At 66.5% G+C, this 24,684-nt stretch carries 21 protein-coding genes; 10 read left to right on the forward strand and 11 right to left on the reverse strand.

Annotated features, from left to right (window positions below; genetic code table 11):
- Window positions 1-9 precede the first annotated feature (9 nt).
- Window positions 10-2,394 (reverse strand): endopeptidase La, encoded by a 2,385-nt coding sequence (lon, locus tag IPG50_05080; protein MBK6691562.1) that lies wholly within the window; start codon window positions 2,392-2,394, stop codon window positions 10-12.
- 364 nt (window positions 2,395-2,758) lie between these two features.
- Between lon and IPG50_05085 the strand changes: the two genes are divergently transcribed.
- Window positions 2,759-3,487: an SH3 domain-containing protein gene (locus tag IPG50_05085; GenBank protein MBK6691563.1), complete on the forward strand. Its 729-nt coding sequence runs from the start codon at window positions 2,759-2,761 to the stop codon at window positions 3,485-3,487.
- A gap of 75 nt (window positions 3,488-3,562) precedes the next feature.
- On the opposite strand, the gene clpX is transcribed toward IPG50_05085, so the two are convergent.
- The 3 genes from clpX to tig form a co-directional block, all read right to left on the reverse strand.
- Window positions 3,563-4,819 (reverse strand): ATP-dependent Clp protease ATP-binding subunit ClpX, encoded by a 1,257-nt coding sequence (clpX, locus tag IPG50_05090; protein ID MBK6691564.1) that lies wholly within the window; start codon window positions 4,817-4,819, stop codon window positions 3,563-3,565.
- A 300-nt stretch (window positions 4,820-5,119) separates the two neighbouring features.
- Window positions 5,120-5,785 (reverse strand): ATP-dependent Clp protease proteolytic subunit, encoded by a 666-nt coding sequence (locus IPG50_05095; GenBank protein MBK6691565.1) that lies wholly within the window; start codon window positions 5,783-5,785, stop codon window positions 5,120-5,122.
- Window positions 5,782-7,212, reverse strand: a complete 1,431-nt coding sequence (gene tig, locus IPG50_05100) for a trigger factor (GenBank protein MBK6691566.1) — start codon at window positions 7,210-7,212, stop codon at window positions 5,782-5,784. Before tig ends, IPG50_05095 begins: the two co-directional genes overlap by 4 nt.
- Window positions 7,213-7,329: 117 nt before the next feature.
- Here tig and IPG50_05105 point away from each other — a divergent pair, with 117 nt between their 5' ends.
- Window positions 7,330-7,554 carry a DUF350 domain-containing protein gene (locus IPG50_05105; GenBank protein ID MBK6691567.1) on the forward strand — a complete coding sequence of 75 codons (225 nt, stop codon included), beginning with the start codon at window positions 7,330-7,332 and terminating at the stop codon, window positions 7,552-7,554.
- Between the two features lie 27 nt (window positions 7,555-7,581).
- Here IPG50_05105 and IPG50_05110 read toward each other — a convergent pair whose 3' ends face one another.
- The 3 genes from IPG50_05110 to IPG50_05120 form a co-directional block, all read right to left on the reverse strand.
- Window positions 7,582-8,853 (reverse strand): hypothetical protein, encoded by a 1,272-nt coding sequence (locus IPG50_05110; protein MBK6691568.1) that lies wholly within the window; start codon window positions 8,851-8,853, stop codon window positions 7,582-7,584.
- 210 nt (window positions 8,854-9,063) lie between these two features.
- On the reverse strand, window positions 9,064-9,243 hold the full coding sequence (locus tag IPG50_05115) for a transcriptional regulator (protein MBK6691569.1): 180 nt from the start codon (window positions 9,241-9,243) through the stop codon (window positions 9,064-9,066).
- A gap of 64 nt (window positions 9,244-9,307) precedes the next feature.
- Complete coding sequence (locus IPG50_05120; GenBank protein ID MBK6691570.1) at window positions 9,308-9,511, reverse strand: hypothetical protein; 204 nt, start codon at window positions 9,509-9,511, stop codon at window positions 9,308-9,310.
- Between the two features lie 166 nt (window positions 9,512-9,677).
- On the opposite strand from IPG50_05120, the gene IPG50_05125 reads away from it, so the two are divergent.
- Both IPG50_05125 and IPG50_05130 read left to right on the forward strand, forming a co-directional pair.
- Window positions 9,678-10,541, forward strand: a complete 864-nt coding sequence (locus IPG50_05125; protein MBK6691571.1) for a ParA family protein — start codon at window positions 9,678-9,680, stop codon at window positions 10,539-10,541.
- The gene (locus IPG50_05130) at window positions 10,538-11,419 is read left to right on the forward strand and encodes a ParB/RepB/Spo0J family partition protein (protein ID MBK6691572.1); all 882 of its coding nucleotides are present in this window, start codon (window positions 10,538-10,540) and stop codon (window positions 11,417-11,419) included. The genes IPG50_05125 and IPG50_05130 overlap by 4 nt, the downstream gene beginning before the upstream one ends.
- Before the next feature lie 3 nt (window positions 11,420-11,422).
- Here IPG50_05130 and folD read toward each other — a convergent pair whose 3' ends face one another.
- On the reverse strand, window positions 11,423-12,301 hold the full coding sequence (gene folD, locus IPG50_05135) for a bifunctional methylenetetrahydrofolate dehydrogenase/methenyltetrahydrofolate cyclohydrolase FolD (GenBank protein ID MBK6691573.1): 879 nt from the start codon (window positions 12,299-12,301) through the stop codon (window positions 11,423-11,425).
- A 359-nt stretch (window positions 12,302-12,660) separates the two neighbouring features.
- Here folD and IPG50_05140 point away from each other — a divergent pair, with 359 nt between their 5' ends.
- From IPG50_05140 to IPG50_05150, 3 genes are all read left to right on the forward strand, one after another.
- Window positions 12,661-14,625 carry a S8/S53 family peptidase gene (locus IPG50_05140; protein MBK6691574.1) on the forward strand — a complete coding sequence of 655 codons (1,965 nt, stop codon included), beginning with the start codon at window positions 12,661-12,663 and terminating at the stop codon, window positions 14,623-14,625.
- Window positions 14,622-15,089, forward strand: a complete 468-nt coding sequence (locus IPG50_05145) for a hypothetical protein (protein MBK6691575.1) — start codon at window positions 14,622-14,624, stop codon at window positions 15,087-15,089. Before IPG50_05140 ends, IPG50_05145 begins: the two co-directional genes overlap by 4 nt.
- A 95-nt stretch (window positions 15,090-15,184) precedes the next feature.
- Window positions 15,185-15,646 carry a hypothetical protein gene (locus IPG50_05150; GenBank protein MBK6691576.1) on the forward strand — a complete coding sequence of 154 codons (462 nt, stop codon included), beginning with the start codon at window positions 15,185-15,187 and terminating at the stop codon, window positions 15,644-15,646.
- A gap of 54 nt (window positions 15,647-15,700) precedes the next feature.
- Here the strand turns inward: IPG50_05150 and IPG50_05155 are convergent, their stop codons facing one another.
- The 3 genes from IPG50_05155 to lspA form a co-directional block, all read right to left on the reverse strand.
- Entirely contained in the window at window positions 15,701-15,934 is a 234-nt protein-coding gene (locus tag IPG50_05155; GenBank protein MBK6691577.1) for a hypothetical protein, read from the reverse strand.
- An 81-nt stretch (window positions 15,935-16,015) separates the two neighbouring features.
- Entirely contained in the window at window positions 16,016-16,942 is a 927-nt protein-coding gene (locus IPG50_05160) for a prolipoprotein diacylglyceryl transferase (protein ID MBK6691578.1), read from the reverse strand.
- Between the two features lie 41 nt (window positions 16,943-16,983).
- Window positions 16,984-17,799 carry a signal peptidase II gene (lspA, locus tag IPG50_05165; protein ID MBK6691579.1) on the reverse strand — a complete coding sequence of 272 codons (816 nt, stop codon included), beginning with the start codon at window positions 17,797-17,799 and terminating at the stop codon, window positions 16,984-16,986.
- A gap of 183 nt (window positions 17,800-17,982) precedes the next feature.
- Between lspA and IPG50_05170 the strand changes: the two genes are divergently transcribed.
- The 3 genes from IPG50_05170 to IPG50_05180 all read left to right on the forward strand — a co-directional run bounded on the left by IPG50_05170 (window position 17,983) and on the right by IPG50_05180 (window position 24,630).
- Window positions 17,983-20,472: a DEAD/DEAH box helicase gene (locus IPG50_05170; GenBank protein ID MBK6691580.1), complete on the forward strand. Its 2,490-nt coding sequence runs from the start codon at window positions 17,983-17,985 to the stop codon at window positions 20,470-20,472.
- A gap of 86 nt (window positions 20,473-20,558) precedes the next feature.
- Window positions 20,559-22,661 carry an IPT/TIG domain-containing protein gene (locus IPG50_05175; protein ID MBK6691581.1) on the forward strand — a complete coding sequence of 701 codons (2,103 nt, stop codon included), beginning with the start codon at window positions 20,559-20,561 and terminating at the stop codon, window positions 22,659-22,661.
- Between the two features lie 22 nt (window positions 22,662-22,683).
- The gene (locus IPG50_05180) at window positions 22,684-24,630 is read left to right on the forward strand and encodes an IgGFc-binding protein (GenBank protein MBK6691582.1); all 1,947 of its coding nucleotides are present in this window, start codon (window positions 22,684-22,686) and stop codon (window positions 24,628-24,630) included.
- Window positions 24,631-24,684: the final 54 nt, after the last annotated feature.

The raw sequence follows: 24,684 nt of genomic DNA on the forward strand, positions 1-24,684 counted from the left end.
TCCGCCGCCTCAGTGGCCAACGGGCGCCGGCGCCGGATCGCCCGACGGCTTCGGCACCGGCACGCCGCGCACGACGAGCTCGCCGCCGATGTATTCCATCGAGTCCTTGGCGGGACCGAAGACAGCGTCGGGGTTGGGCCACGCAAGCGCCTCACGGAGCACGTCATCCATGTGCTCGACGAGCAGAATGCGCATCGACTTGAGCACGCGACGCGGCACCTCGCGCAGATCGCGGCGGTTCTCGCGAGGCACGATGGCCGTCGTGATGCCGCTGCGGTGGGCCGCGAGGAGCTTCTCCTTGAGACCACCGATGGCCTGGACGCGGCCGCGTAGCGTGACCTCGCCGGTCATCGCGACGTTGCGCTTCACGGGGACCCGCGTGAGGGCACTCGCGATGGACGTCGTGATGGTGACACCGGCGCTGTTGCCGTCTTTCGGGTTCGGATCGGGGAAGTGAACGTGGACGTCGACCTTTTGGTAGAAGTCCGGCTCGAGGCCGAGCACGCCGGCGCGAGCGCGGATGTAGCTCATGGCCGCCTGACCGCTCTCCTCCATCATCTTCTGGAGCATGCCGGTCACGAGCAGCTTGCCCTTGCCGGGGAGCACGGCCACCTCGCATGCGAGCGTCTCACCGCCGGCGTACGTGACCGCGAGGCCGTTGGTGAGGCCGACCTCATCGTGCTCTTCACGACGGTCGAGGCGGAACTTCGGCACCCCGAGGTACTTCGGGACGTGTTTCGCCTCGATGACGGTGACCTTGTCTTTGCCCTCGTCGACGACCTGACGCGCGATTTTCCGGCAGACGCTGGAGATCTCGCGATCGAGCGAGCGAACGCCGGCCTCGCGCGTGTAGTGATGGATGATGGTGCGGAGGGCGCCTTCGGTGATCGTGAAGTCGACGTCGTCGAGGCCGCACTCCGTCTTGTTGCGCGGCACGAGGTATTTCACGGCGATGTTGAGCTTCTCGAACTCGGTGTAGCCCGAGAGGTTGATGATCTCCATGCGATCCTGGAGCGGCACCGGGATCTGCGACAGCGTGTTCGCCGTCGTGATGAACATGACGTCGGAGAGGTCGTAGTCGAGATCGAGGTAGTGATCGCCGAAGGCGTGGTTCTGCTCGCTGTCGAGCACCTCGAGGAGCGCCGCCGCGGGATCGCCGCGGAAGTCGCTCGACATCTTGTCGACTTCGTCGAGGAGGAAGACCGGGTTCGACGTGCCGGCCTTCTTGAGTGACTGGATGATCTTGCCGGGCATCGCGCCGATGTACGTGCGGCGGTGGCCACGAATCTCGGCTTCGTCGCGCACGCCGCCCAGTGACAGGCGCACGAACTTGCGGCCGGTGGAGCGCGCGATGCTCTTGCAGAGGCTCGTCTTGCCGACGCCCGGCGGCCCGACGAAGCAGAGCACCGGCCCACGGAGCTTCTTCGTGAGCGCCTGCACGGCGAGGTACTCGATGATGCGCTCCTTGATGCGGCGGAGACCGTAGTGATCCTCGTCGAGGATCTGCTCGGCGGCCTTGAGGTCGTAGTTCTCTTCGCTGGCCTCGCCCCAGGGGAGCGTCAGGATCCAGTCGATGTAGTTGCGCACCACCGTGGCTTCGGCGCTCGTGGGGTGCATCATCTTGAGCTTCTTCAGCTCCTTCTTGACCTTGCCGACGGCCTCTTTTGAGAGCTTCTTCGCCTTGAGTTGCTCTTCGATCTCTTGGATCTCGTTTTTGAACTCGTCGCGCTCGCCGCCGCCCAGCTCCTTCTGGATGGCCTGCATTTGCTCGTTTAGGTAGTACTCCTTCTGCGTCTTCTCCATCTGCTTCTTGACGCGTGATCGGATCTTCTTCTCGACTTGAAGGATCTCGATCTCGGCCTGCATCAGCTCGTGGAGACGCTCGAGGCGCTTCTGCGAGTCCTCCATCTCGAGGAGGCCTTGCCGATCGGTGAGCTTGATGGTGGGCAGGTTGGCGACGATGGTGTCGGAGAGGCGTGCAGGGTCTTCGATCGTCTGCACGCTCATCAAGACTTCCGGCTGAACCTTCTTGTTCAGCTTCACGTACATCTCGAAGGCCGATTGCACGGAGCGCATGAGCGCCTCGGTCTCGACGGTGCGGCCCGCCGCTTCGACGATGTCCTCGACCTCGACGAGCAGGTACTCGTCGGTCTGCACGAACTTCTTGGTCCGCGCGCGGCGCTTGCCCTCGACGAGGACCTTCACGGTGCCGTCGGGCAGGCGGAGCAGCTGCATCACCGTGCCGACGGTGCCGACCGTGAAGATGTCCTCCGGCGTCGGCTCGTTGGTCTTCGCGTTCTTCTGCGCGGCGAGGAAGATCTCCTTGTCGCGCGTCATGGCGGCGTCGAGCGCGTTGATGGACCGCTCGCGGCCGACGAACAGCTGGCTCACCATGTGCGGGAACACGATGATGTCGCGGAGCGGAAGCAGCGGAACCACTCGCTTCTTGGTCACAGGGCCCTTCCCTTCGTCGGACTTAAAAAAACATCGGCATCCTTTTTGCCATCGACGCGGCGCCACGGCAATGGGCGCGGCGGGGAAAGGGCTGCTGGGGTGGCCGATTCGAACCTTCACCGCCCAGCAGGGTGCGTCTCGCGGACGTCAACCTCGGCAGAAGCAACGGCACGAGACGCACCGACGTCAAACGTCGCGCCGACCTAACCGATGCACTTTGCATGTCGCCCTTCAGAAAATGCGATGCGCCGTCTGACACGTCTCGGAGACGTGTGCTTTTCGGGGCGCCCGGTAACGTCGCCGCATGCGCATCGGTGGAGCACTGCTCTGGGTCGCGACCATGCTCCTCGCGGGAGGCAGCACCGCCTGCGGAGCGGCGGCGCGAGAGGACTTGGCCGAAGACCAGGGCCCCTTGACCGCGGCGCTCCCAGCGGGGTCCAAAGCCGTCACCATGACGCCAGTCCGGCTTCGCGACGCCCCCTCCACGGACGGAACGCTGATTCGGCTCTTGCCCGCAGGCACCGCGGTGACCCTTGACGATGGACAACCGCAGGGAGCGTACTACGCGGTGACCGTTGCGGATGGCAGCCATGGGTTTTGCCACGGCGCGTACTTGGAGTTGGCGCCGCCCGGCGACGCCCCCGCCGCTGCCGCCGGCGGTAGCGCTCTTGCCGGCAGTCCCGGCGAGACGTTCCAGGCCAAGGCCACCGGCTATTTTCCTGACAACTCAGCCATCGAGGGCGGTTTCGTCGACCGCAAGGGAGCCCGGCTCCGAACGCTTCAAGGCTACCTGAGCGGGGCCGACGAATACGTTTCCTTGGCCATGGACACCAACGCCTTTCCCTACGGGCAGAAGCTTCGGATTCAGGAATTCGAAGCCAAATACGGGCGTGAAATTGAGTTCCGCGTGGTGGACACGGGCGGCGCCTTTCGGGGCCGAGGGCGTTCCCGCGTCGACGTTTGCGTCGCCGATCGGCAGGCGTCGCTGGACGCCACCGTAAACGGGATGTTGACCATCACCGTCATCGACTGAGGCCGCGCGGCTGGCGGAGCGCGCGGGCCTCCTTAGGCGTCGTCGTTCGGGCGCGCGAGCCGCGCCGGAAGCGGATCAGCCGGCTTCGGCTTCCTTTTGGTAGACGATGAGCGGCGGCTCTTTTTTCGTGATCACCTCTTCGTTGATCACGACTTCCTTGATGCCGGTGCGCGAGGGGACCTCGTACATGATGTCGAGCATCGCCGTCTCGAGGATGGCGCGGAGGCCGCGGGCGCCGGAGTTACGCGCGAGCGACTCGCGAGCAACGGCCGAGAGCGCGCCCTTCGTGAACTTGAGCTTCACGCCGTCCATCTCGAAGAGCTTCTGGAACTGCTTCACGATGGCGTTCTTGGGCTTCGTGAGGATGTCGACGAGGGCGTCTTCGTTGAGCTCGTGCAGCGTGGCCACGACGGGCAAGCGGCCGATGAACTCGGGGATGAGCCCGAACTTCAAGAGGTCTTCCGGCTGCACGACCTCGAGCAGCTCGCCGAGCTTGAAGTCCTTCTTGCTCTTGATCTCGGCGCCGAAGCCCAGCGTCTGCTGGCCGATGCGGCGCTGAACGATCTGGTCGAGGCCGACGAAGGCGCCGCCGCAGATAAAGAGGATGTTGGTCGTGTCGACCTGCAAGAAGTCTTGCTGCGGGTGCTTGCGACCGCCCTTCGGCGGCACGTTGGCGACGGTGCCTTCGATGATTTTGAGGAGCGCCTGCTGCACGCCTTCGCCGGAGACGTCGCGCGTGATGCTGGGGTTGTCGCTCTTCCTAGAGATCTTGTCGATCTCGTCGATGTAGACGATGCCGCGCTGGGCGCGCTCCACGTCGTGGTCGGCGTTCTGCAGGAGCTGAACGATGATGTTCTCGACGTCCTCGCCGACGTAGCCGGCTTCCGTGAGCGTCGTCGCGTCGGCGATGGCGAAGGGCACGTGGAGGATCTTCGCGAGGGTCTGCGCGAGGAGCGTCTTGCCGCTGCCGGTGGGGCCGAGGAGCAAGATGTTGCTCTTCTGGAGCTCGACGTCTTCTTGAGCGACGCGCGAGTCGATGCGCTTGTAGTGGTTGTGGACGGCGACCGAGAGGACCTTCTTGGCGCGATCCTGCCCAACGACATACTCGTCGAGGATCGTCTTGATCTCGGAGGGCTTGGGGATCGGGGTTGAGCCGCCGTACGGCTCTTCCTTCTCGACCTCTTCGGCGATGATGTCGTTGCAGAGTCCGATGCACTCGTCACAGATGTAGACGGTGGGACCGGCGATGAGCTTCTTGACCTCTTTCTGCGACTTTCCGCAGAAGGAGCAATTGAGGTTACCGCTCGTGTGATCGTCTCGCCTGCGCTCCACCACTGTCTCCGCCTACTTCGCCCCGAGGGCAATCGAATGAAGGACCTTCACGAACACGAACCCGAGCTTAGACGCGCCCGAGGGGCACCGCAAGCTTGCGCCATGTGGTCCCGAAGCACTCACTCTCGGTGAACGGACGCCCGTGACCAAAAGAAAGAGCCGGGAGCACCCCGCGCCTCTGACCCAGCTCTGAACCAGCTCTGAACCAGCTCTGAGCCAGCGAGGGGGGCGGTGCGTCCCGGCTCGTGATGGCACGCGCGATGGCGTGCCCGACAAGCGAGAGAGAACGGCTAAAACCGCCTACTTCGCTTCCTTCGGCGCGCCCTTCGTGCGAGCCGGGACGACCTCGTCGATGAGGCCGTACTCCTTGGCCTGCTGCGACCCCATCCAGAAGTCGCGGTCGATGTCCTTGTGGACCTGCTCGCGATCTTTACCCGTCGCGTTGGCGAGGATGTTGGTGAGGGTGTCTTTGAGGTGCCGCGTCTCGCGCGCCTGGATCTCGATGTCCGTCGCCTGACCGCGAGCGCCGCCGTGCGGCTGGTGGATCATGATGCGGGAGTTGGGGAGCGAGCCGCGACGCGTCTTGTAACCCGCGCCAAGGAGCACGGCGGCCATGGAGGCGGCCATGCCGAGGCACGTGGTAGCCACCGGGCAGCGCACGTACTGCATGGTGTCGTAGATCGCGAGACCGCTCGTCACCACCCCGCCGGGGGAGTTGATGTAGAGCATGATGTCTTTGTCGGGATCTTCGCTCTCGAGAAACAAGAACTGCGCGATGATGATGTTGGCCACATCGTCGTTGATCTCGGTGCCGAGGAAGACGATGCGGTCCTTCAGCAGGCGGCTGAAGATGTCCCAGTTGCGCTCACCGCGATGGGTCGTCTCGACGACCGTCGGGTAGGGAATGAAGTCCTTCGCACGCTCGAGCGTCTGGATCGCTTGGGTGCGGGTCTCCGGCCTTTTCATTCGTCCTCGCCTTTCTTCGCCTTCTTCGACTTCGCTTTGCCTTCGCCCTTTTCGGACTTGGGCGCGTCCCCTTCGGGTTTGGCGTCAGACTTCGCCTCGGCCTTCGCTTCGCCAGCGGAGCCGCCTTGCGCCTTCTGGGCCTCTTCGAGGGTGCCCTCTTTGATCTTCGCCTTGCCTTCGATGAGGTCCAAGATCTTGTCCTCGAGGATCATGCCGACGAGCATGTCGCGCTTCGACTTCTCGCGGTATTCGACGCGCAGCTTGGCGACATTCTTCCCGGTCTCTTGCGCGAGCTCCTCGAGGCCCTTCTCGATGTCGGCCTCGGTGATCTTCATCTCGAGCTTCTGGGCGATGGCCGCCATGAGGAGGCCCGCGCGGACCTTGCGCTCCGCGTCGATGCGGATCTTCACGCCGACTTCTTGCGCCTGCGCTTGGGTGAAGCGCTGGCCCATGCGGCGCGCCTGCATCACGAACTCTTGCTCCATGATGCGGGTCTGCTGCTCGACGAGGCTCGGGGGGACGTCGACCTTGTTGGACTCGTTCAGCTTGGTGACGACCTGTTCGGCGACAGCGATCTCGGACTGATCCTTGACCTGCTTGGTGAGCTTGTCGTGAACGTCGGCACGCAGTTCAACGAGCGTCTGGAAGGAGCCCATATCCTTCGCGAATTCGTCGTCGAGTTTGGGCAGGACCTTCTCCTTCGATTCCGTGATGGTCACGGCGAAGCGGCCGGTCTTGCCCTTGAAGTCGTCGCGGGGATGCTCGTCGGGGAACTTGGCGTCGACCTCGAACTTGTCGCCGACGGCCTTGCCGAGGAGGGCCGCGTCGAGCTCCGGGAGCACCTGACCGGCGCCCAGCTCGAGCTGCACACCTTGGCCGCCTCCGTCTTTGATCTCTTTGCCTCCGACGGAGAGCGTGAAGTCGATGGTGACGACGTCGTTGGCTTTGGTCGGCCGCGCCGGCTCCGGCGCCTTGAGCGTCGACATGCCCTGGCGGAGGCGGTCGATCCACTCGTCGACCATCTTGTCTTCGACCTCGATCTTCGGACGGATGAGGTCAAAACCCTCCCAGACGACTTCCTTGATCTCCGGCGAGACCTCGAAGCGGGCCTTGTAGCTGAAGGCCGTGGACGCGTTGAGCGCGCCCGGCTCGACCTGCGGCGTGCTGACCGGCGTCACGTTCTTCTCCGTGAGGATGCGCGGCAGCGTGTCGTTGACGAGGACGTTGGCGACGTCGGTCGCGACCTGCCCTGAGAAGAGGTGCGTGAGCACGCTCCGCGGCGCCTTGCCGGGCCGGAACCCCTTGATGTGCGCCTTGCGAGCAAGGTTCGTGTAGGCCTTGTCGATTTCGGCTTTGACGGTTTGAACGGGGACCTCGACGGCGAGCTCCATGACCACGGGCGAGATGCGCTGAACGTTGACTTGCATTGGACCTTGAAGGGGAAAGGGAGAGCACGATATCTCGCCCCCCCTGCCCGGTCTACCCCCGCTCTGCCCCTTTGACAGTCCTTTGACCCGCGCCCCCAACTCGCGCGACGTTGGGCCATGCCCGAGCTCTCCCTTATTCGCGCGAGCGCGATCTCGATGGTCGTCCACCTCTTCTTCGGGGTCATCACCATCTTCGTCGGTGCCATCGCCATCAAGGCCATGGACAAGTACGTGCTGAAGCGCATCGACCTCGAGGAAGAGATCGCGCGCGGCAACCTCGCCGCCGCCGTCGTCGCCGGCGCGCTCTGGATTGCGCTGGCGATGATCCTCACCAAGGGGTGAAGGAGCGCGTCGACCGGCTCGGGAGGCCTATTTGACGTCGAACTTGTAGCCGCGCACTGGCGCGGCAGGGCGCCACCCGACGGCGAACGACGTCGCGTCGTTGACCTTCGCCCGCAAAAATCCCGTGCAGTATTCACCCATGATGTCGTCGTCGTCGCGCTTGTCGACGTTCTTGATGCGGTAGAGGTCGTCGGCGCCAAAGAGGTGCATCCCCTCGTGCGCGAGCGTGACGGCGAACTGGCCGAAGTCGCTCGACGGCGCGAAGAGGTACGCGGCCTCGGGGTAATCGTTGGGCGCGCTCCGATAAGACGGCACGGCGAAGTTGCGGGCCTTGGTCTTCACGGGGAAGAACACGAAGAGCGCCACGTTCTGGTAGCCGTCGCGGCGGAGCTCTTGGATCACGCGATCGAGCTTGGCGCCGAGCGCCGCTTCGATGGACGCGCGCGAGCTCTCGCGAATGAGGTCCATCGTCTTGGAGGGCAAGCGCTGGTTGGCCTCAAGGTTCAGCGACGGCATCTGGTAGTTCGTGCGAAGGCCCCAGGGGATGAGGTCGAAGCGCAGATCGGTCACGCCGTGCGCCGTCGCTTGCGTGAGGTAGAAGCGCTGGGCCATGAGCGCGGCGCGCTCGACGGTGAGCTCGGCGGACTTGGTCCACACCATCGAGGGGCTGTGAAGCTTGAGCACGAGCGCCGCCGTGCGTCCGCGGAGCGCGCCCGCCGAACCGGAGCTGCGACCCGCCTGGTACGCCGGCAAATCACGCTCCTTGGAGAAGTCGCCGCAGGTGCCCGAGGTCCAGGCGGTCTCGCCAACCTTGTCGGGCTTTCCCACGAGGGGCGTGCGGTCGGGAATCGCGATGGGCTGAACCGGCAGCGTGACGGGGAGGTCTTCGTCTGCGATGGGGCTCACGCCCTCGCGAGCGAGGAGCGCAAGGCCGACGAGCCCTGCCCCGCCAAGAACAAGCACCACGGTGATGAGCGTGAAGACGAGCGAGACGAGGCGCCGAAAGAGGCCCGGGCCCGCCGGCCGCTGGGCTGCGCGCGCCGGCGCAGGACCGAACGCCTGACCGGCCGCCGCCCTTCGCTCGGGATAGGGCTGCGATGGGTAAGCGGGCGCGGGCCGGGCGGCTGCCGGTGCCGCCCAAGCGGGCCCCCGCGCTGCCGGGTCTGGCGGAGCGCCGCCAGCGTAGGGATACGGCGCCCGGTAGATCACCGGCTCCATGTAGACGGTGCGTGGCACCGGTCCCGCGCCGGGAGGGCCCGCATGTTGGGCGGGCGGCGGCTGGGCGGGCGGACGACGCACGCCTTCATGAGGCCGCCGGGAGGCCGCGCCGTCAAGGGCTCGCGCGAGCTTTGCGGACGCTGACCAACAGGCGACGTTGTGCGCGCGACCGCGCGCGCGACAAAAAAAGAAGCCCCTCGGTCAGGCGAGACCGAGGGGCGAGAACGCGCGGCTTTCCGGGAGGAGGCTCTGCCGCGCGGCAAATTCAAGTGAAGCGGTGAGGCGCTCCTCTCAGTCTTCGTCGTCGAAGGCGTCGGGATCGTATTCGTCGTGTTGATCGTCAAAGAGGAGGTCGGTGCCTTCGAAGCTCGTCTCCTGCATCAGGTCTTCGAAGGTGAACCCAACCTTGAAGTGCGGGCGGAGCTCTTCGCGCTCGAACTCTTCGATCGATCCGTAGTTCTTCCGGGCCATGGCTTCTCCGTTCTTTCGTTCCGTGTGTCTGTGCTCGCCCGCGAGAGCGAACCAACTCTTTGATTCAGCCGGCGGCGATGACGCGCGCGTCGGCGTGGGCGCCGAGGGGCCGGCGGCTCCAGAAGGCGCGGTCGTGCGAGCGCTGGATGCCGGGCGCGAGCTCGGGCTCGCCGTGGAGGGCCGCCATCAGGCGCCCCTTCTGATCCTGCTGATCCTGCCGAACGGCGGATCGAACCCCACCGAGCGTCCTTCGTTGGTCGCTTCGCATCGCAGCCTCCCGCTCCTTCAGTCGATGAACCAGGCACTCGTTTCAGCGCCGGATTCCCTTGACACCGACTGATTGCCTACATCTGCCGACACCATACTACGTGTGCGGTGCACGTCAAAAAAGCGCGCCCTCATTCTCGCGCTTCGGGTAGAGCAAGCACCGGGCGATGACGCGAAAGACGGCAGCAGCGGCGAAGACCGAGGGCGCGCGCGCAAGCACGCGCATCATTGCCGTCGTCAATCAGAAGGGCGGCGTCGGCAAGACCACGACAGCCGTGAACCTCGCCGCAAGCGTCGCCGCCGCCGAGGTGCGCACGCTCCTGCTCGACATGGACCCGCAGGGCAACGCGAGCTCCGGCGTCGGGGTGCGCCCGCGCTCCGTGGAGAAGAGCATCTACGACGTGCTCATCGGGCGGGCGACGCTCGCGGACATCGTGGTGCCGACGGAGATCGGCAGCCTCTTTCTAGCGCCCGCGACGCAAGATCTCGTCGCCGCCGAGATCGAGCTCGTCGACGAGCCGGATCGCGCCACGCGGCTCCGTGACGCCCTCGCCGCCGCGACCGCCGGCGCCTACGACTACGTGTTCATCGACTGCCCGCCGTCCTTGGGCCTTCTGACGGTCAACGCGCTCACGGCCTCGACGCACGTGCTCGTGCCCTTGCAATGCGAGTACTACGCGCTCGAGGGGCTCACGCACCTCATGGCCACCATCGACCGCATCAAGAAGGGCACGAACCCGGGGCTCGAGGTCGAAGGCATCGTGCTCACCATGTTCGATGCGCGAAACAACCTGGCGCATCAGGTTGGCGACGAAGTGAAGAAGCACTTCCGCGTCTTCGACGCGGTCATCCCGCGCAACATTCGCCTCTCGGAGGCGCCTTCGCACGGCCGGCCCGCGCTCCTCTACGACGCTCAGTCCAAAGGCTCGCAAGGCTACTTGGCGCTGGCGAAGGAGCTGCTCGAGGGGCACGGCGCGCTCAAGGCCCGGCCGCGCAAGGACGCGGCGCCGCGCTCTGGGGGAGCCGCGTGATCGAGAAACCGAAACGCGGCCTCGGCCGCGGCCTCGACGCACTTTTGCCCGTCGCCGCGCCCACGCCGTCGTACGGCGACAAGAGCGTCTTTTCGTGCGCCATCGAGAAGATTCGGCCGCAGAAGGGCCAGCCGCGCCAGCACTTCGACGGCCTCGCGCTCGACGAGCTCGCCCTATCCATCGAACAACACGGCCTCCTCGAGCCCCTTGTGGTGCGTCGCGCGAAGCCGGGCGCCGACGAGTTCGAGCTCATCGCCGGCGAGCGGAGATGGCGCGCTGCGCAGAAAGCGGGCCTGCGAGAGGTCTTGGTCGTCGTCAAAGACGTCTCCACCAAGGCAGCCTTCGAGCTCGCCATCATCGAGAACGTTCAGCGCGAAGACCTAAACCCCATCGAGCTCGCGGAAGCCTATTCGCGGCTCGTGAAGGAGCACGGCTACACGCAGGAGAGCCTCGCTGAGCGTGTTGGCAAAGACCGAACGACAGTGGCCAACGCGCTGCGGCTCCTGAAGCTGCCGGAGCGCATTCGGCACAAAGTGGTGACCGGCGAGCTATCGGAAGGGCATGCACGAGCGCTCTTGGGCGCCCCCGACGAAAAGGCGTTGGAAGACCTCTCCGACAAGGTCCTGCGCGGGAAGCTCAGCGTGCGCGCCACCGAAGATCTCGTTCGCAAGGCTCGAGCCAAGAGCGGAAGCGGCAAGGGCAAAGACGCCGCACCGGCCGCGGCCAAGTCGGCGTCGCTGCGCGATCTCGAGGGCCGGCTCACGCGCGCGCTCGGCACAGCGGTTGTCGTGCGCGATCAGGGCAACAAGGGCGAGCTCGTGATCCCCTACAAGGATCTCGACGCGCTCGACCGCGTCCTCGACAAGCTGCTCAAGTAGGCTCTAAGGCGTCACGCCTTCGCGGAGCCACGCCGCGCGAAGCGTGTTCTCGAGCAAGCACGCGATGGTCATGGGGCCCACGCCACCGGGCACCGGCGTGATGGCGCCAGCGACTTCCTTCGCTTCGGCGAAGGCCACGTCACCCACGAGCTTCGTCTTGCCGGGCTCTTCCGCCGGGACGCGGTTGATGCCCACGTCGATGACGATGGCGCCGGGCTTGATCATCGACCCGCGAATGAGCTCGGCCTTGCCCACCGCCGCGACGAGCACATCGGCGCTGCGGCAGACGCTCGCGAGGTCGCTCGTGCGCGAGTGGGCGATGGTCACGGTGGCGTGCTCGGCGAGCAGAAGCTGCGCCATCGGCTTGCCGACGATGTTGCTTCGACCAACAACCACGGCGTGGGCGCCGGCGAGCTTTGCACCGCTCTCGCGAATGAGGCGCATCGAGCCGCGGGGGGTGCAGGGCACGAGCGCTGGCCTTCCCGACGCCAAGAGGCCGGCGTTTTGTGGATGAAAGCCGTCGACGTCTTTCGCTGGCGAGACCGCGTCGAGGACGGCCATCTCGCGAATGCTCTTCGGAAGCGGGAGCTGCACGAGGATCCCGTCGACGCTCGCGTCGTCGTTCAAGCGCGCGATGAGGGCGAGGAGCTCGGCCTCGCTCGTCTCCGCGGGAAGCCGATGGAGCTCGCCGTTCATGCCGACCTCCTTCGACGCCTTCTCCTTGTTGCGCGTGTAGACGGCGCTCGCCGGGTCGTCGCCCACGAGGATGACGTGGAGCCCCGGGGCGCGACCGAAACGCTTCACGAAGGCCAGGACGCCCTCTTTGACCTCGCCGCGGACCGTTTCAGCGAGCTTCTTACCGTCGAGGATCTTGGCGCTCATGGCGGGAGGATGGTCGCCGCCGCCGGGCGCGCGGTCAATACGACGGAACAGGAGGAGGCGGGCCTGCTCGGGTGCCCGGCCACGTGACCTCAAGGTGTGTTGGATCGCTCCGGTCTCAACCTCGTCCCATGCGGTCTGACGCGATGAGCGGAGCGCACTCTCCAATATCTTCGAGTCGGAGGGGGGTATTCACATGTCGATCAAACTTGCGTGGCTTGGTGGGGCGACGGGGGGGGGCTTTTATCGCCGCGCTCACGCTAGCGAACGTTGAGGGTTGCAGCTCGCCAGAGCAGACGACTCCCAGTCCGAGTCAGCCCGAGGTAGGGCAGCTTCATCAAGCCATCACAGCCCGCGAAGCCGTGTTTGGGGCTGCTGGTGACGGAGTCACCTACCTCGTACCGCCGTACCAGACGCGCTGGACGAAACTCACGGTCGCGGAGCAGAAGGCGGCGCTGGCCCGCAAACCTCCGTCGCTGCTTCCGCCAGCCGACACGCGGACTGGAACCGAACGCATCAGCGATCGCGCGGCGAGCGTGCCTGCGTCGACCCAGCTGCAGCTAACAGCCACGCTCGGCGATTCAGAGGATGTAGGGATCCTCCTCCGCAACCTAGACGTTGCAGGACGTCAGCGAGCGATCCTTCAGAGGGAGCAGCGACTCGCGCCCGGGCAGGCTGCTCTCGAATCGGAGCTCACCAAGCTAGGTGCGTCCAACTTTGCTCGGTTCTGGAACAACAACAGCGTGACGTTCTCGATTCCCGCCATAAGTGCAGCAGCCGCCCTTCGACTAAGTGGGGTCCAGCGCTGGAGTTTGAGCGATCCGGAGGCGACCATGGAGCCCGACCAGATCCTTTACGGCGACGCTGGCACGGCCGTTTGGAGTCAGAACGTCGTGCGAGCCCAGCTGGGACTCGACGCTTTCATCGCCGCAGGTTTCCGCGGCCAAGCGGGCAGTGCGCTTGGGGCCAACATTCCCGTGCGAGCCGCAGTGGTAGAAACCCAGACCCCGCTTCCTGATGGCGGGGTCGACTCGCTCAACTGGATCTCGTGGAACCACCCCGGCCTCGTGACCGGTCGACTCCTTAACGCGCGACTGTGCATCGACACGGGATGCAGCGAGGTCGGGGGTCTATTGCCGGACGTGTCCAGCCATGGAACAGCAGTAACAAGCGTGCTGGCGGGCTCAATCGAAGGAAGCGCTACCCAATATCCAGGAAACCTGCCCGAGCAGATTCGCCGCAGCGGGCCAGCCACCGGCGCGACGATGCACTACTACTTGGCGGGGGGTGCGGTTCGGCTACGGCGGGCAATTCTGGATGCAATTGCCCTCGGTGCCGACGTCCTGAACTACTCCGCACACGCGTCACCACTGTGTGGCGGCGGCGTGCCTGGAGTTGATCTGGACGATGTGCGCAGTGCTGTTCGAGACGCGCTCAACGTTGGCATGCTCGTCGTCGCATCTGCCGGCAATAGCCAGCACGCTTCCCCGTCGTGCTCGTTGGGCTTTCCTGCACTGCTCCCTGAGACGCTGGCGGTTGGCGGATACGACAGTAAGGATGAGGCGCTGAATCTACAGGCGGTTGGTAGCCAGCAGATGACCGCGCGGGGTGGCGTCCCAATGCGAACACACTACGGTTCGTACGGTACCTATGCAGGGGTAGATGTGATGGCCCCGATCAAGCAGCGGTCGGCGTACGCGAACCCTGGGCTTACCGCAGACCCCTACTTCTCGGTTTCAGGCACCTCATTCTCTGCGCCGACCACCGCGGCTGCCGCGATTCTGCTCAAGCAAGCTGTGCGGGCCAGCTACGGAGCCAACCTAGGGGGCAAGGAGCTGATTCCGCAGATGTTGGTCATGGCGGACTCGTTCAATCATGTGACTGACAGCGCCGCGGACACCTACGCGTACGCGGGCATGAACCCCGTGAGCGGGGCCGGGCGACTGAGAATGCGACTGCCGAGAAACGATCAATTCACTGGTCCGTGGGGATGGGGGTGGGGATGGTTCGACATGTCGAACGGCGACGTCCATGTTGGAGAGTTGTCAGCGACGTTCCAGCACCATCGATATGCCCTCACTTGGTACGGAGAGAACACGGACAACCTTTCGGACATAGAAGTCGAGTCGTACAAGGTTTGCGGCGGCGTCGAGACTTTGGTGGGATGGCACGGCGACTTTGACGTCAGAAAGCGTTTGCACACGCGGGCAGTGAACGTCCCCGCGGGCTGTTCGCTCCGAATAAAAGTCGTCGCGGTTTCCATTCCGCCTGGCCAGACGGTGCGCATTCATGACGCGTGGCTCTGGCACAACGAGGTGCTTCCATGAAGCGGCACATCGCGATGGCCCTCACCTGCTTGGGACTCTCGGCGTGCCGGCCCTCCTCGGAGGCCGGCCCAACGCCGCCGCCGTCGTCGGAAGTCGACGGCAGTCCGGGCGGACCGATAGACGGCGGAGCGGGCGACACGACGCCGCCCCTCACGGGCGACGATTGCTACTTTGGCTGGGACGGCGGCGCGTGCCCGCCTGGGTGTGGCGAGCAAATGGCGAGCATTCAAGGTGATTCAGGCACCTGCGCGGTGAGCGTCCGACTGTACTGCGGCCGCCCTGTCGATGGCACCTCCACAGCTGAAATCGCTTGCTACGTCCGAGAGGCCGACGGTCGCATCTTCATGTTCGGCTACGTGGCCGCGTTGGACATCGGCAAGGGAGCTGGGTTGCCCGCACTGCGACGATGCACGCCAAGCGAATTGGAATCTGCGCTTGGCTGGCTCGACCCGTTGTGCCCGTAGCCGACCACGGACCCGCGCTCAACACGGCGAAGACGGCACCCCACAAACAGGGGCTTCTTCAAGTACGCTCCTCACGGAACGAAGGGACGGAGCCGATGTCGAACAAGCGGCAGATCGCGATGGCCCTCACCTGCTTGGGACTCTCCGCGTGCCGTCCCTCCTCGGAGGCCGGCCCAACGCCGCCGCCGTCGTCGGAAATCGACGGCAGTCCGGGCGGGCCCGTCGATGGCGGAGCGGACACCACGCCGGCCCTCACGGGCGACGATTGCTACTTTGGCTGGGACGGCGGCGCGTGCCCGCCTGGGTGTGGCGAGCGATGGGCAAGCGTCCAGGGTGACTCGGGCACCTGCTTCGTGGGCGTCCGACTCTATTGCGGACTCCCTCACGGTGGCAGCACGACGGAGTTCACTTGCTACGTCCGCGAGACCGACGGCCGCATCTTCATGTTCGGCGACATGGCCCCGTTGGACATTGGCAAGGGAGCCGGATTGCCCGCACTGCGACGATGCACACCAAGCGAGTATGAAGCTGCGCTTGGCTGGCCCGCGTGCCCGTAGCCGCCTCAACGACCACGGTTCGGCGCGCCACCGCGCCGCCCGCAGTCAATCCGATCAGCCGCCGCTGTCGGCGCCGTCGCGCGACGCGTCTCGCGCGGTTCCGATGAGGCCGCCGTCGCCGCCGGAACCGTCACCAGGCTCCGAGGTGCCGAGGCCTTGGCCGGGGTTGCAGCCGTAGGGCAGCGTGCAATCGGGCAGCGACGGGGGGTGCGCCGACGATTGCGAGCAGGCGGCGAGCGCGAGGAACGCCACTGCAAAAACCGGGAAGAGGAGCGCTCGTTTCGACACGACTCGGGAGTATGAAGCAAGGCCGCCGCGCAGGCCAACAAGTGGAGGGCGGGCCCCCCCTCCCCGCTCCGTCGTAGTCGCCTACGCGGGCGTCGGAACACGCCGCACGAGCGCCTTGTGGGCGAAGGCGGCGACGGCGAGGAGCGCGATGCCGATGAGCTGGGACGTGGAGAGCCCGAGGACGCCGCCTCGGTCGTCTTGGCGCCAGATCTCGAGCAGCGCTCGCAAGACGGCGTAGCTGGCTACGAAGAAGAGAAAGACCTGACCGTCGTAGCGCTTGCGGGGGTGAACCAAGAGCAGCGCCGCCGCGGCGATGGCCAACGAGCCGAGCGACTCGTAGATCTGTGTAGGGTGCACATGCAGGCTCCAGGTCATGTCCGTCGGGAGCAAGCCGGCTTTGAACTGACCGAGGCTCGCGGGGCTGCGAGGCGGAAAGGAGAGCCCGACGGGGAGCGACGTGGGCGTCCCGAAGCAGCAACCCGCGAGTAGGCAACCCATGCGGCCGAAGGCGAGGCCGAGCGGCACGGCGAAGCCCGCCATGTCGGCGGCCTTCCAAAACGGAAAGCGGTCGCGGCGCAGGAGAAAGACGGCGGCCGCCGAAGAGCCGAGCAAGCCGCCGTAATACGTGAGGCCACCGGCCCAAAACTTCGCCCACGCGAAACAGTCGGCCTCCTTCGGGTGACACACCTTCTTCGCCTCGTCCCAAAAGCCGCCGTACGAGGAAGACAGGCAATCCGCCTTGCCGATGGGCCAATCCACGAGCGCCGGGTTGGTGCAGAGGTGGACGTAGTCCCAGAAATAGCCGTCGGCGAGCACGTGGAGGATGCGGCCGCCGCCAACGCCAGCGATGAGCATGGCGATGCCGAGGTCGACGATCACGTCCGGGTTCTGGCCGATGCGCCGGGCCCACACGACGCCGAGGAGCGTCGCGAACATGAAGCCCGTCACGAGCATCGTGAAGTACGCGGGGAACGCGAGATCGAAGAGCCGAAAGAGCTCGGGGCGCACGCTAGGACGATAGCAACAATCGCCGTCGCTCGGCGGACGCGCTATTTCGGCGGTTCGACCGTCGCCGGAGCGTCGGCAGAGACCGTCGCGGCGGCCGACTCAACGGGGAGGGCCATGGAGACCTCGCCAGCGACGGCAGGCGCGAGCGGCAAGGCCTCGGGCGCGATGCGCTTCGGCTTCTTGGCCGAGAACATGTCGACGGCCATGAGGCCCACGCCAACGCAAATCGCGATGTCGGCGACGTTGAACGTGGGCCAATGGCGCGGCGCGCCCTTCCACAGGAGGTGCACGTCGATGAAGTCGATAACGTGGCCGTATCGAATGCGGTCGTACACGTTGCCGAGCGCGCCACCGAGCACGAGCGGCAGGCCCCACTTGAGCGCGTGTTGCGTGTGAAGGAGGCGCCGGTAGAGGCTGACGATGAACGCGATGGCCGCAACGGACACGAGGAGGAAGAACGGCCGCCGGACGTTCTCGCTGGTGCCCTGGAGCAGGCCCCATGCGCCGCCGCGATTTTTCGCGAGGATGAGGTCGAGCTGAAGCGGCCCCTTGTTCCAGATGTGCGCGATGCCGGGGTAACCGTCGAGGTTTCGCTCCGCCCAGATCTTGGTTCCGACGTCCGAGACGAGCGTGATCAAGGAGACGATCGCCAGGAACACGTACGACGGCCGAGCGTGCGGATCGCTCGGAATGTCACGACCCGCGCCGCGCGGCGTCTCGAGGCGCGGCACGCCGGGCGCGAGCTCTTCAGCGTCGGCCGGGTCGAGAGCTGTGGGGCCGGCGTCGGGGGCCGGGCTGCCTTGGCCGACGGGCTCTTGCCCCTCTTTCGGCGCGTCGTTTTGAGAGCCGTCTTCCATCGCGCCCTGGTCCCACTCTGCTGGTTCGCTCCTCGTGCGAAACGGACCGCTTAACTACGCGAACCCATCGGCCAGCGCTACGTGAACCAACCGAGCGGACCGATCTTCCCTTCCCCCCCCACGAGAAACCGGGCCGCATTTTGACGACTCCCGGACCGCCGAACATTTGTTTAGTATCGGGCGATGCCCGCGCCGCCCTGGAAAACGCCACGTGGCCTCGACCCGGTGCTCGACCACTGGCTGAAGAGCAAGACCGTTCGGCCTTGCTTCAACGCTGACGAGGTCGTGCCCGGCTGCGAGTCCGACGAGCGGCCCATGCCTGAAGGCCTGCCCCCGGCCATCGCAGCGGCGCTCGGTCAGCGCGGGATTCAAGCGCTCTACTCGCATCAGGCCCAAGCCTTTGACGCCGCCACGCGGGGGCGTTCCTTCGTGGTGTCGACGCCGACGGCGAGCGGCAAGAGCCTCTGCTTCCATCTGCCCGTGCTCTCGGCGCTCACCGCCGATCGCGACGCCCGCGCGCTGTACCTGTTCCCAACCAAGGCGTTGGCCCGCGATCAGGAGGCCAGCGTTCGCACGCTCCTGGAAGAGGCGAGCCGCGCCGGGGGTGGTCCAGCCCTCGGCTCCGCCGTCGTCTACGACGGCGACACGCCCGGCGACGCGAGGCGCGCGGCCCGCGAGCGCGGCGGCATCGTCCTCACGAACCCCGACATGCTCCACGCAGGGATCTTGCCGCATCACGCGAGCTGGGCCCGCACGATGCAGAACCTGAAATACGTCGTCGTCGATGAGATGCACACGTACCGCGGCGTCTTCGGCTCCCACGTCGCCAACGTGCTCCGGCGACTGAAGCGTGCCGCGGCCTTCCACGGTGCGAAGCCGACGTTCATCGGCGCCACGGCGACCATCGGCAATCCGCGAGCCCACGCGGCGCGCCTCTTTGGCGAACCGGAGTCCGAGATCGAGCTCATCGCCAAGAGCGGTGCGCCACGCGGCGATCGAAGGTTTTTCTTGTTCAACCCTCCCGTCGTCAACGCAGAGCTCGGCATTCGGGCCAGCTACGTCAAGCAAGCGGTGATGCTCACCAAAGACCTCGTGCGTGCCCACGTGCCGACCATCGTCTTCGGCGCTTCGCGGAACAGCGTCGAGGTGATGTTGCGCTACCTCCGCGACGCCATCGCGCCGGAGGTCGATCCTTCGCGCGTGATGGCCTACCGTGGCGGCTACCTGCCTGGCGAAAGGCGCGAAATCGAGCGCAAGCTTCGCGAGGGCGAGCTCTTGGCCGTCGTCGCCACCAACGCCCTCGAGCTCGGCATCGACATCGGTGACCTGGACGCGGTCGTGTGCGCCAGCTACCCGGGGTCCGTGGCGGCCCTGTGGCAACGTTTTGGTCGCGCGGGCCGCCGCGGCGCGTCGAGCATCGCGGTCCTCGTAACGTCGAGCGCGCCGCTCGATCAATACCTCGCGAGCGATCCGGCGTACCTGCTGGGCGCGCCCATCGAGGAGGCGCGCATCGACCCGGACAACGTCGAGGTGCTCGTGCAGCACCTCAAGTGCGCAGCCTTCGAGCTCCCCTTCCGCCGCGGCGAACGTTTCGGCGAGCTCGCGGAAGTCGAGACGCGCGAGGCCCTCGAGTTTCTCGCGAAACACGAGGTCGTCCACGAGTCGAATGGGACATTTCATTGGGCCACCGACAGCTACCCGGCCAACAACGTCTCCTTGCGGAGCATCGGCTCGGACAACGTGGTCATCGTCGACGTCGAGCACGACAAGACCATCGGCGAGCTCGACTGGCGCGCGGCCCACACGATGCTCCACGAGCAGGCCATCTACCAACACGACGGCGAGTGCTGGCAGGTCGAACGCTTCGACTACGAGAACCACAAGGCCTTCGTGCGCAAGGTCGAGCCCGACTACTACACCGACGCGATGACCTACACGCAGATCCGCGTCCTCGAAGAGAGCGGCGTCGGCCCTGTGGTCCAAGACTCGGTGGGGCGACCTCCTTGGCCATCGGGCTTCGGCGAGGTCTCGGTCGTCGAGAAGGTCGTCGGCTACAAGAAGATCAAGTTCTACACCCATGAGAACGCCGGCTACGGCGACGTGCGATTGCCAGAGATGCAGATGCACACGATGGCGTTCTGGCTCACGGTCCCGGAGGCGGTCATCGCTGAGCTCCCGTTCGGTCGCGCCGCCGCCGTCGACGCGCTTCGCGGCATCGGCATCGCGCTCGAGACCAGCGCCACCTTGGCGCTCATGTGCGATCCGCGCGATCTCGGCACGTCGCTCGGCGACGCGGACCCCACCACGGAAACCGACGACGACGACGAGGGGCGCGCGAACCTGGTCCCCAAGAAGGTCACGGGCGGCGGGCCAAAGTACAACCCGACGCTGTTTCTGTACGAGCACGTCCCCGGGGGCACCGGCCTGTCGGAGCGCATCTTCGAAGAGCGCGCTACGCTCCTCGCTCGCACGCTGCGGCTCATCGAGCGATGCCCTTGCGAGCGAGGTTGCCCCGCCTGCGTCGGGCCGGTCGGTCCCGCCGTCGTCCCGCCGCCAATGGCGGCGGCGCTCGCCGAAGCGGAAGGCGCGGAGGAGCCCTCGGTCTTGCCGAAGTCCCACTCGCGGAAGGCACAAGCGCTCGACCTTCTGCGGCAGGCGTTGCCGACCTGCTGACGGCTGGGCTTGCGCAAAGATGCGTGGGAAGCCGCGCCGCGGGCGATGGCGCTTGCCACGGCGCCGAAGGTCCGTAGCCTCAGAGGATGTCGCGAAGGTGGACGGCCCTCTCGCGCGCCGGGCGCGTGGTGTCCCTGCTGCTCCCGCTCCCCGCGGCGACGCTGGCGGCGTGTTTTGGCGGCGGCCCGCGGCTCCTCGCCCCGGAGGACGCGGGCGTGGCGAGCCCCGTGGACTTTGGCGACGCGTCGGTTGATGGAGCAACGAACGTCGACCTGGGCGATCCCTTCAGCGTCCTTGGCGTCACCCCCTCGCACGGCCCCCCGACGGGTGGCACGCGCATCGTGATCCGCGGGCGAGGCTTCTCATCGAAGATGGGCATCACCATCGGTGGGCGCCCCGTGGATGTCAGCTCCATCGTGGCCAGCGATCCCACGCGCATCGCAGTGTTGACGCCCGAGGGCGACCCGGGCCCCGCCGACGTGAGCGTGAGGAACCTGCTCACCGCCGACGAGCGGACGCTCGCGGGGGGATTCGTGTATGATGCACTCGTCGTGAAGCCCGACTCGGGCTCGCAGACCGGCGGCACGCGCGTCCGCCTCGAAGGCAAAGGGACGTCCTTCCAAGCAGGCACGCAGGTGACCTTTGGAACGGCGAGCTGCACCGACGTCAACGTCAAGAGCGCAACGGAGCTCGAGTGCACAACCCCGTCCGGCGCCCTTGGCCCCGTTGAGGTCGTCGCCACAACGCCGGGCGCGCCCACGGTCTCCGCCCGCGACGCTTACAGCTACACCGACCTCTTCGATCCGAGCCGCGGCGGCCTCTCGGGAGGGGTGCTGGCCGGCACGCTGAAGGTCAACGTGCTCGATGGCGCGACGGGCCTGCCGCTCGGCGGAGCGACTGTGATCGCCGGCGAGTCCATTCCTGCTGGCGTCGTCGGCACGACGGCCGCCAGCGGCTCCGCCACGCTCGCCGGCGCCGCCCTCGCAGGCAAGACCAAGATCACGGTGACGGCCGCAGCCAAGTGCCACCACCCCATGACCTTCGTCGACGTGCCCGTCGACACGGCCACGTTCTACCTGCCACCGGTCGTCGACATCTCCTGCGCGAGCCTCGACGATCCGCCGTCGACGGGTGGCCGCGGCTTCCGCGAAGGCTCGAGCATCTCGGGTCAGCTCGTTTGGGAGGGTGGCGTCGAGTTCAAGCGCGCCGGCTGGCGCAACGTTCCTTTGCCCGTTCGTCCCACGGAACGCCTCGCCGCCTACGTCTTCATGGCGTCGTCATCGCCGCAGAACTCGTTCTCGTTGCCCGCCGCATCGCAGGCCACGACGCCCGATTCGCCTGGCGCAAGCGGCTACACGTATTCGCTCGTCGCGCCCCCCGGCAACGTCACCCTGGTGGCCCTCGCCGGGATTGAGGACCGCAGCAAGGGCTCCGGCACGTTCTCGGTCTTTGCCATGGGCGTCGCGCGCAGCGTGGCGGCGGCGCCCAATCAGTCGGTGACCGACGTCGACATCGCGATGAACGTGCTCGTCGATCACCGCTTCTCCGTCACCAGCCAACCACCGCCGGTGGGACCGCGGGGGCCAGATCGCTTGTTCGCGAACTTCGCGGTGAGCGTGGGCCCCAACGCCTACGCCGTCTTGCCGGGCTCCCTCGAGACGCGTCTCCTTCCCTTCCCCGGCGCCATCGACTTCGCACCGGTGCCGTCTCTCGATGGCGCCCTCGCCGGTGAGTCCTACGTCGTGGGCGCCACCGCGGCGACCTCGCCCAGTCAGATGGCGCCGGCGTCGGTGGTCTCGCGCGTGCGCACCACCAACGGCTCGAGCCCCGTGTCGCTCGGCGGATTCTTGCCCGTGCCCCAGCTCATCGAACCGGCGGCCGGTGCCTTCTCGGGGACGCACGTTGCCTTCGGCGCCAGCGGCGCTTACGACTTGGCCCACATCCTCGTCGAGTCGGGCGGTGGGCTCACGAGCTGGACCATCGTCGCGCCCGTCGGTAGGACCGACTTCGGCTTGCCCGACCTCTCGACCTTCCCCGATCAGCTCGGCGTGAAGGCGGGGCCGATTCGCACCACCGTCACAGTCGCGCGCCTCGAGGCCGGATTCACCTACGACAAGCTTCGCTCCGGTCACCTTTCGCAGGGGCGCTGGACGGCCCACGCGTGGGACACGCTCGCCGGCAGCTACTGACGTGCCGGCACGAGACACAACCTTGCGCTCGCGAATCGCGGCCGCGGTGGCCCTAGCCCCTGTGTCGCTGACCGTGTTGTCGTGCTCGTTCGATCACGCCTATCGCGATGTGGCGCTCGCCCTCGGCGCCGAGTGTGTGCCCGGCACCGTGCAGTGCCGCGGCGAGGAGCTTTCGCGCTGCGACGACGCCGGCGACAAGCCCACGTGGAAGGCGCTCGATCGCTGCCAGGAGCGCGGCCTCGTGTGTGTGCCCAGCTTCCTCCGCTGCGCGCCATGCAGGCCCGAAGAGACGCGCTGTGCTGGCGCGACCGTCACGCAGTGCCTCCTCGACGGGACTGCCTACGTGGAGCGCGAGACGTGCGATCCCTCGAAGGGCTTCGCTTGCCGCGAGGGCTCGTGCCAAAATCTCTGCGCGCGAGCGCAGAACGAGAAGTCGAACGTCGGCTGCGAATATTGGGCCGTCGATCTCGACAACGCGGTGCCCAGTCGCGCCCTCAACGCCGCCGCGCAACCCTTCGCGGTCGTCTTGTCGTCGGTCGAGCCCGATCTCACCACGGAGGTGACCATCGAGGTCGACGACGCAGCCGTCGGCATGCCCCCTTCGCTCCGCACCGTGGCCACGGCGAAGATTCCCCCCGGTAGCCTCGAGGTCTTCTACCTCGGCTCGCGCGAGGTAGACGGCTCGCCCGCGGGCACGACCAACAACGGGACGCACACGGCGCTCACGCGCAACGCGTTCCGGATCAAGTCGAGCTTTCCCATCGTCTCTTACCAGTTCAACCCGCTTGAGAATGTCGGCGTCTTCTCGAACGACGCCTCGCAGCTCTTGCCCACGAGCGCCCTCGACGGTCCGTACGTAATCGCGAGCTGGCCACAGACCATCGCGGAGACCGACAACCCCGACACGAATTTCGACACGAACCTCCGCGCGTTCTTGACGATCGTGGGAACGACTCCTGACACGACGGTTCGCGTGCGCTCAAAGGCGCGCATCGTGCCCGGACCGCCGCTCCCGGGCGGCGTCCCGGCGGGCCAACTCTTCGAGAAGACGCTCCAGCCGTTTGAGGTCCTCAACCTCGAGACGGGCGATTTCTTGGCGGACTTCACGGGCTCGTTCGTGGATGCCAACCATCCCGTCGTGGTCTTCGCCGGGTCGGAAGCCTCCGACGCGCCGACATTCTCGTCCCTGTCGGGACGCTTGTGTTGTGCCGACCACCTCGAGGAGCAAGCTGTGCCTACGCGCGCCGCGGGCAAATCGTTCGCGGTGGCGCACATGCCGAGCCGGCTCGACGCCATCGTGCGCGCCGGCGCCGCCCTCGCGCCAGCCCCCGAGCCGGAGCTCTATCGCGTGGTGGCGACGCAGCCCGGCACGACGCGCGTCACGACAACGCTGCCGCCACCCGACGACGCCTTCACGCTCGACGAAGAAGGCGCGTTTCGCACCATTTCGTCGAAGCGCGACTTCACGATGACCGCATCGGCCAGCGTGGTCGTCGCCGACATCGTGGTCTCGCAAGAAGCGGCCTCCGTGCCCCGCGGCATGCCCGGCGGCGATCCCTCGCTCACGTACGTCCCGCCCATCGAGCAATGGCGACGCGACTACGTCCTGCTCTTGCCCGACAAGTACGCGTTCGACTTCCTCGTGCTCGCAGTGCCCAACGGCGCCGACGTCTTCCTCGATGGCCTCAAGCTCGGCGCCGACACCTGCGAGGTCGCTCCCGCCGACGGTCTCACGGACGCCATCCGAAAGGGACCGCCGGCTCACTTCGCGTACCGGTGCCCCATGTCGACGCCGGTCATCACGACCACCCCGGAGGGCGCTCCGAAGGTCGAACCGGGCCGCCAGAACGATGGCGTCCATCGACTCCAGGCGACCAAGCCCGTGGGCGTCGTGGTCTACGGCTTCGACGCGTTCGTAAGCTACGCCTACGCGGGCGGCACGGAGCTTCGGACGATCAACCCGCGGTGAGGCGGCGAGGCCTGCGCCGCGTGACCACGTGGAGTTGGCTGCTGCGACGCGCGG

It is taken from the genome of Myxococcales bacterium (genome assembly GCA_016703425.1).
In the GTDB taxonomy this organism is placed as follows: Bacteria; Myxococcota_A; Polyangia; order Polyangiales; family Polyangiaceae; genus JADJCA01.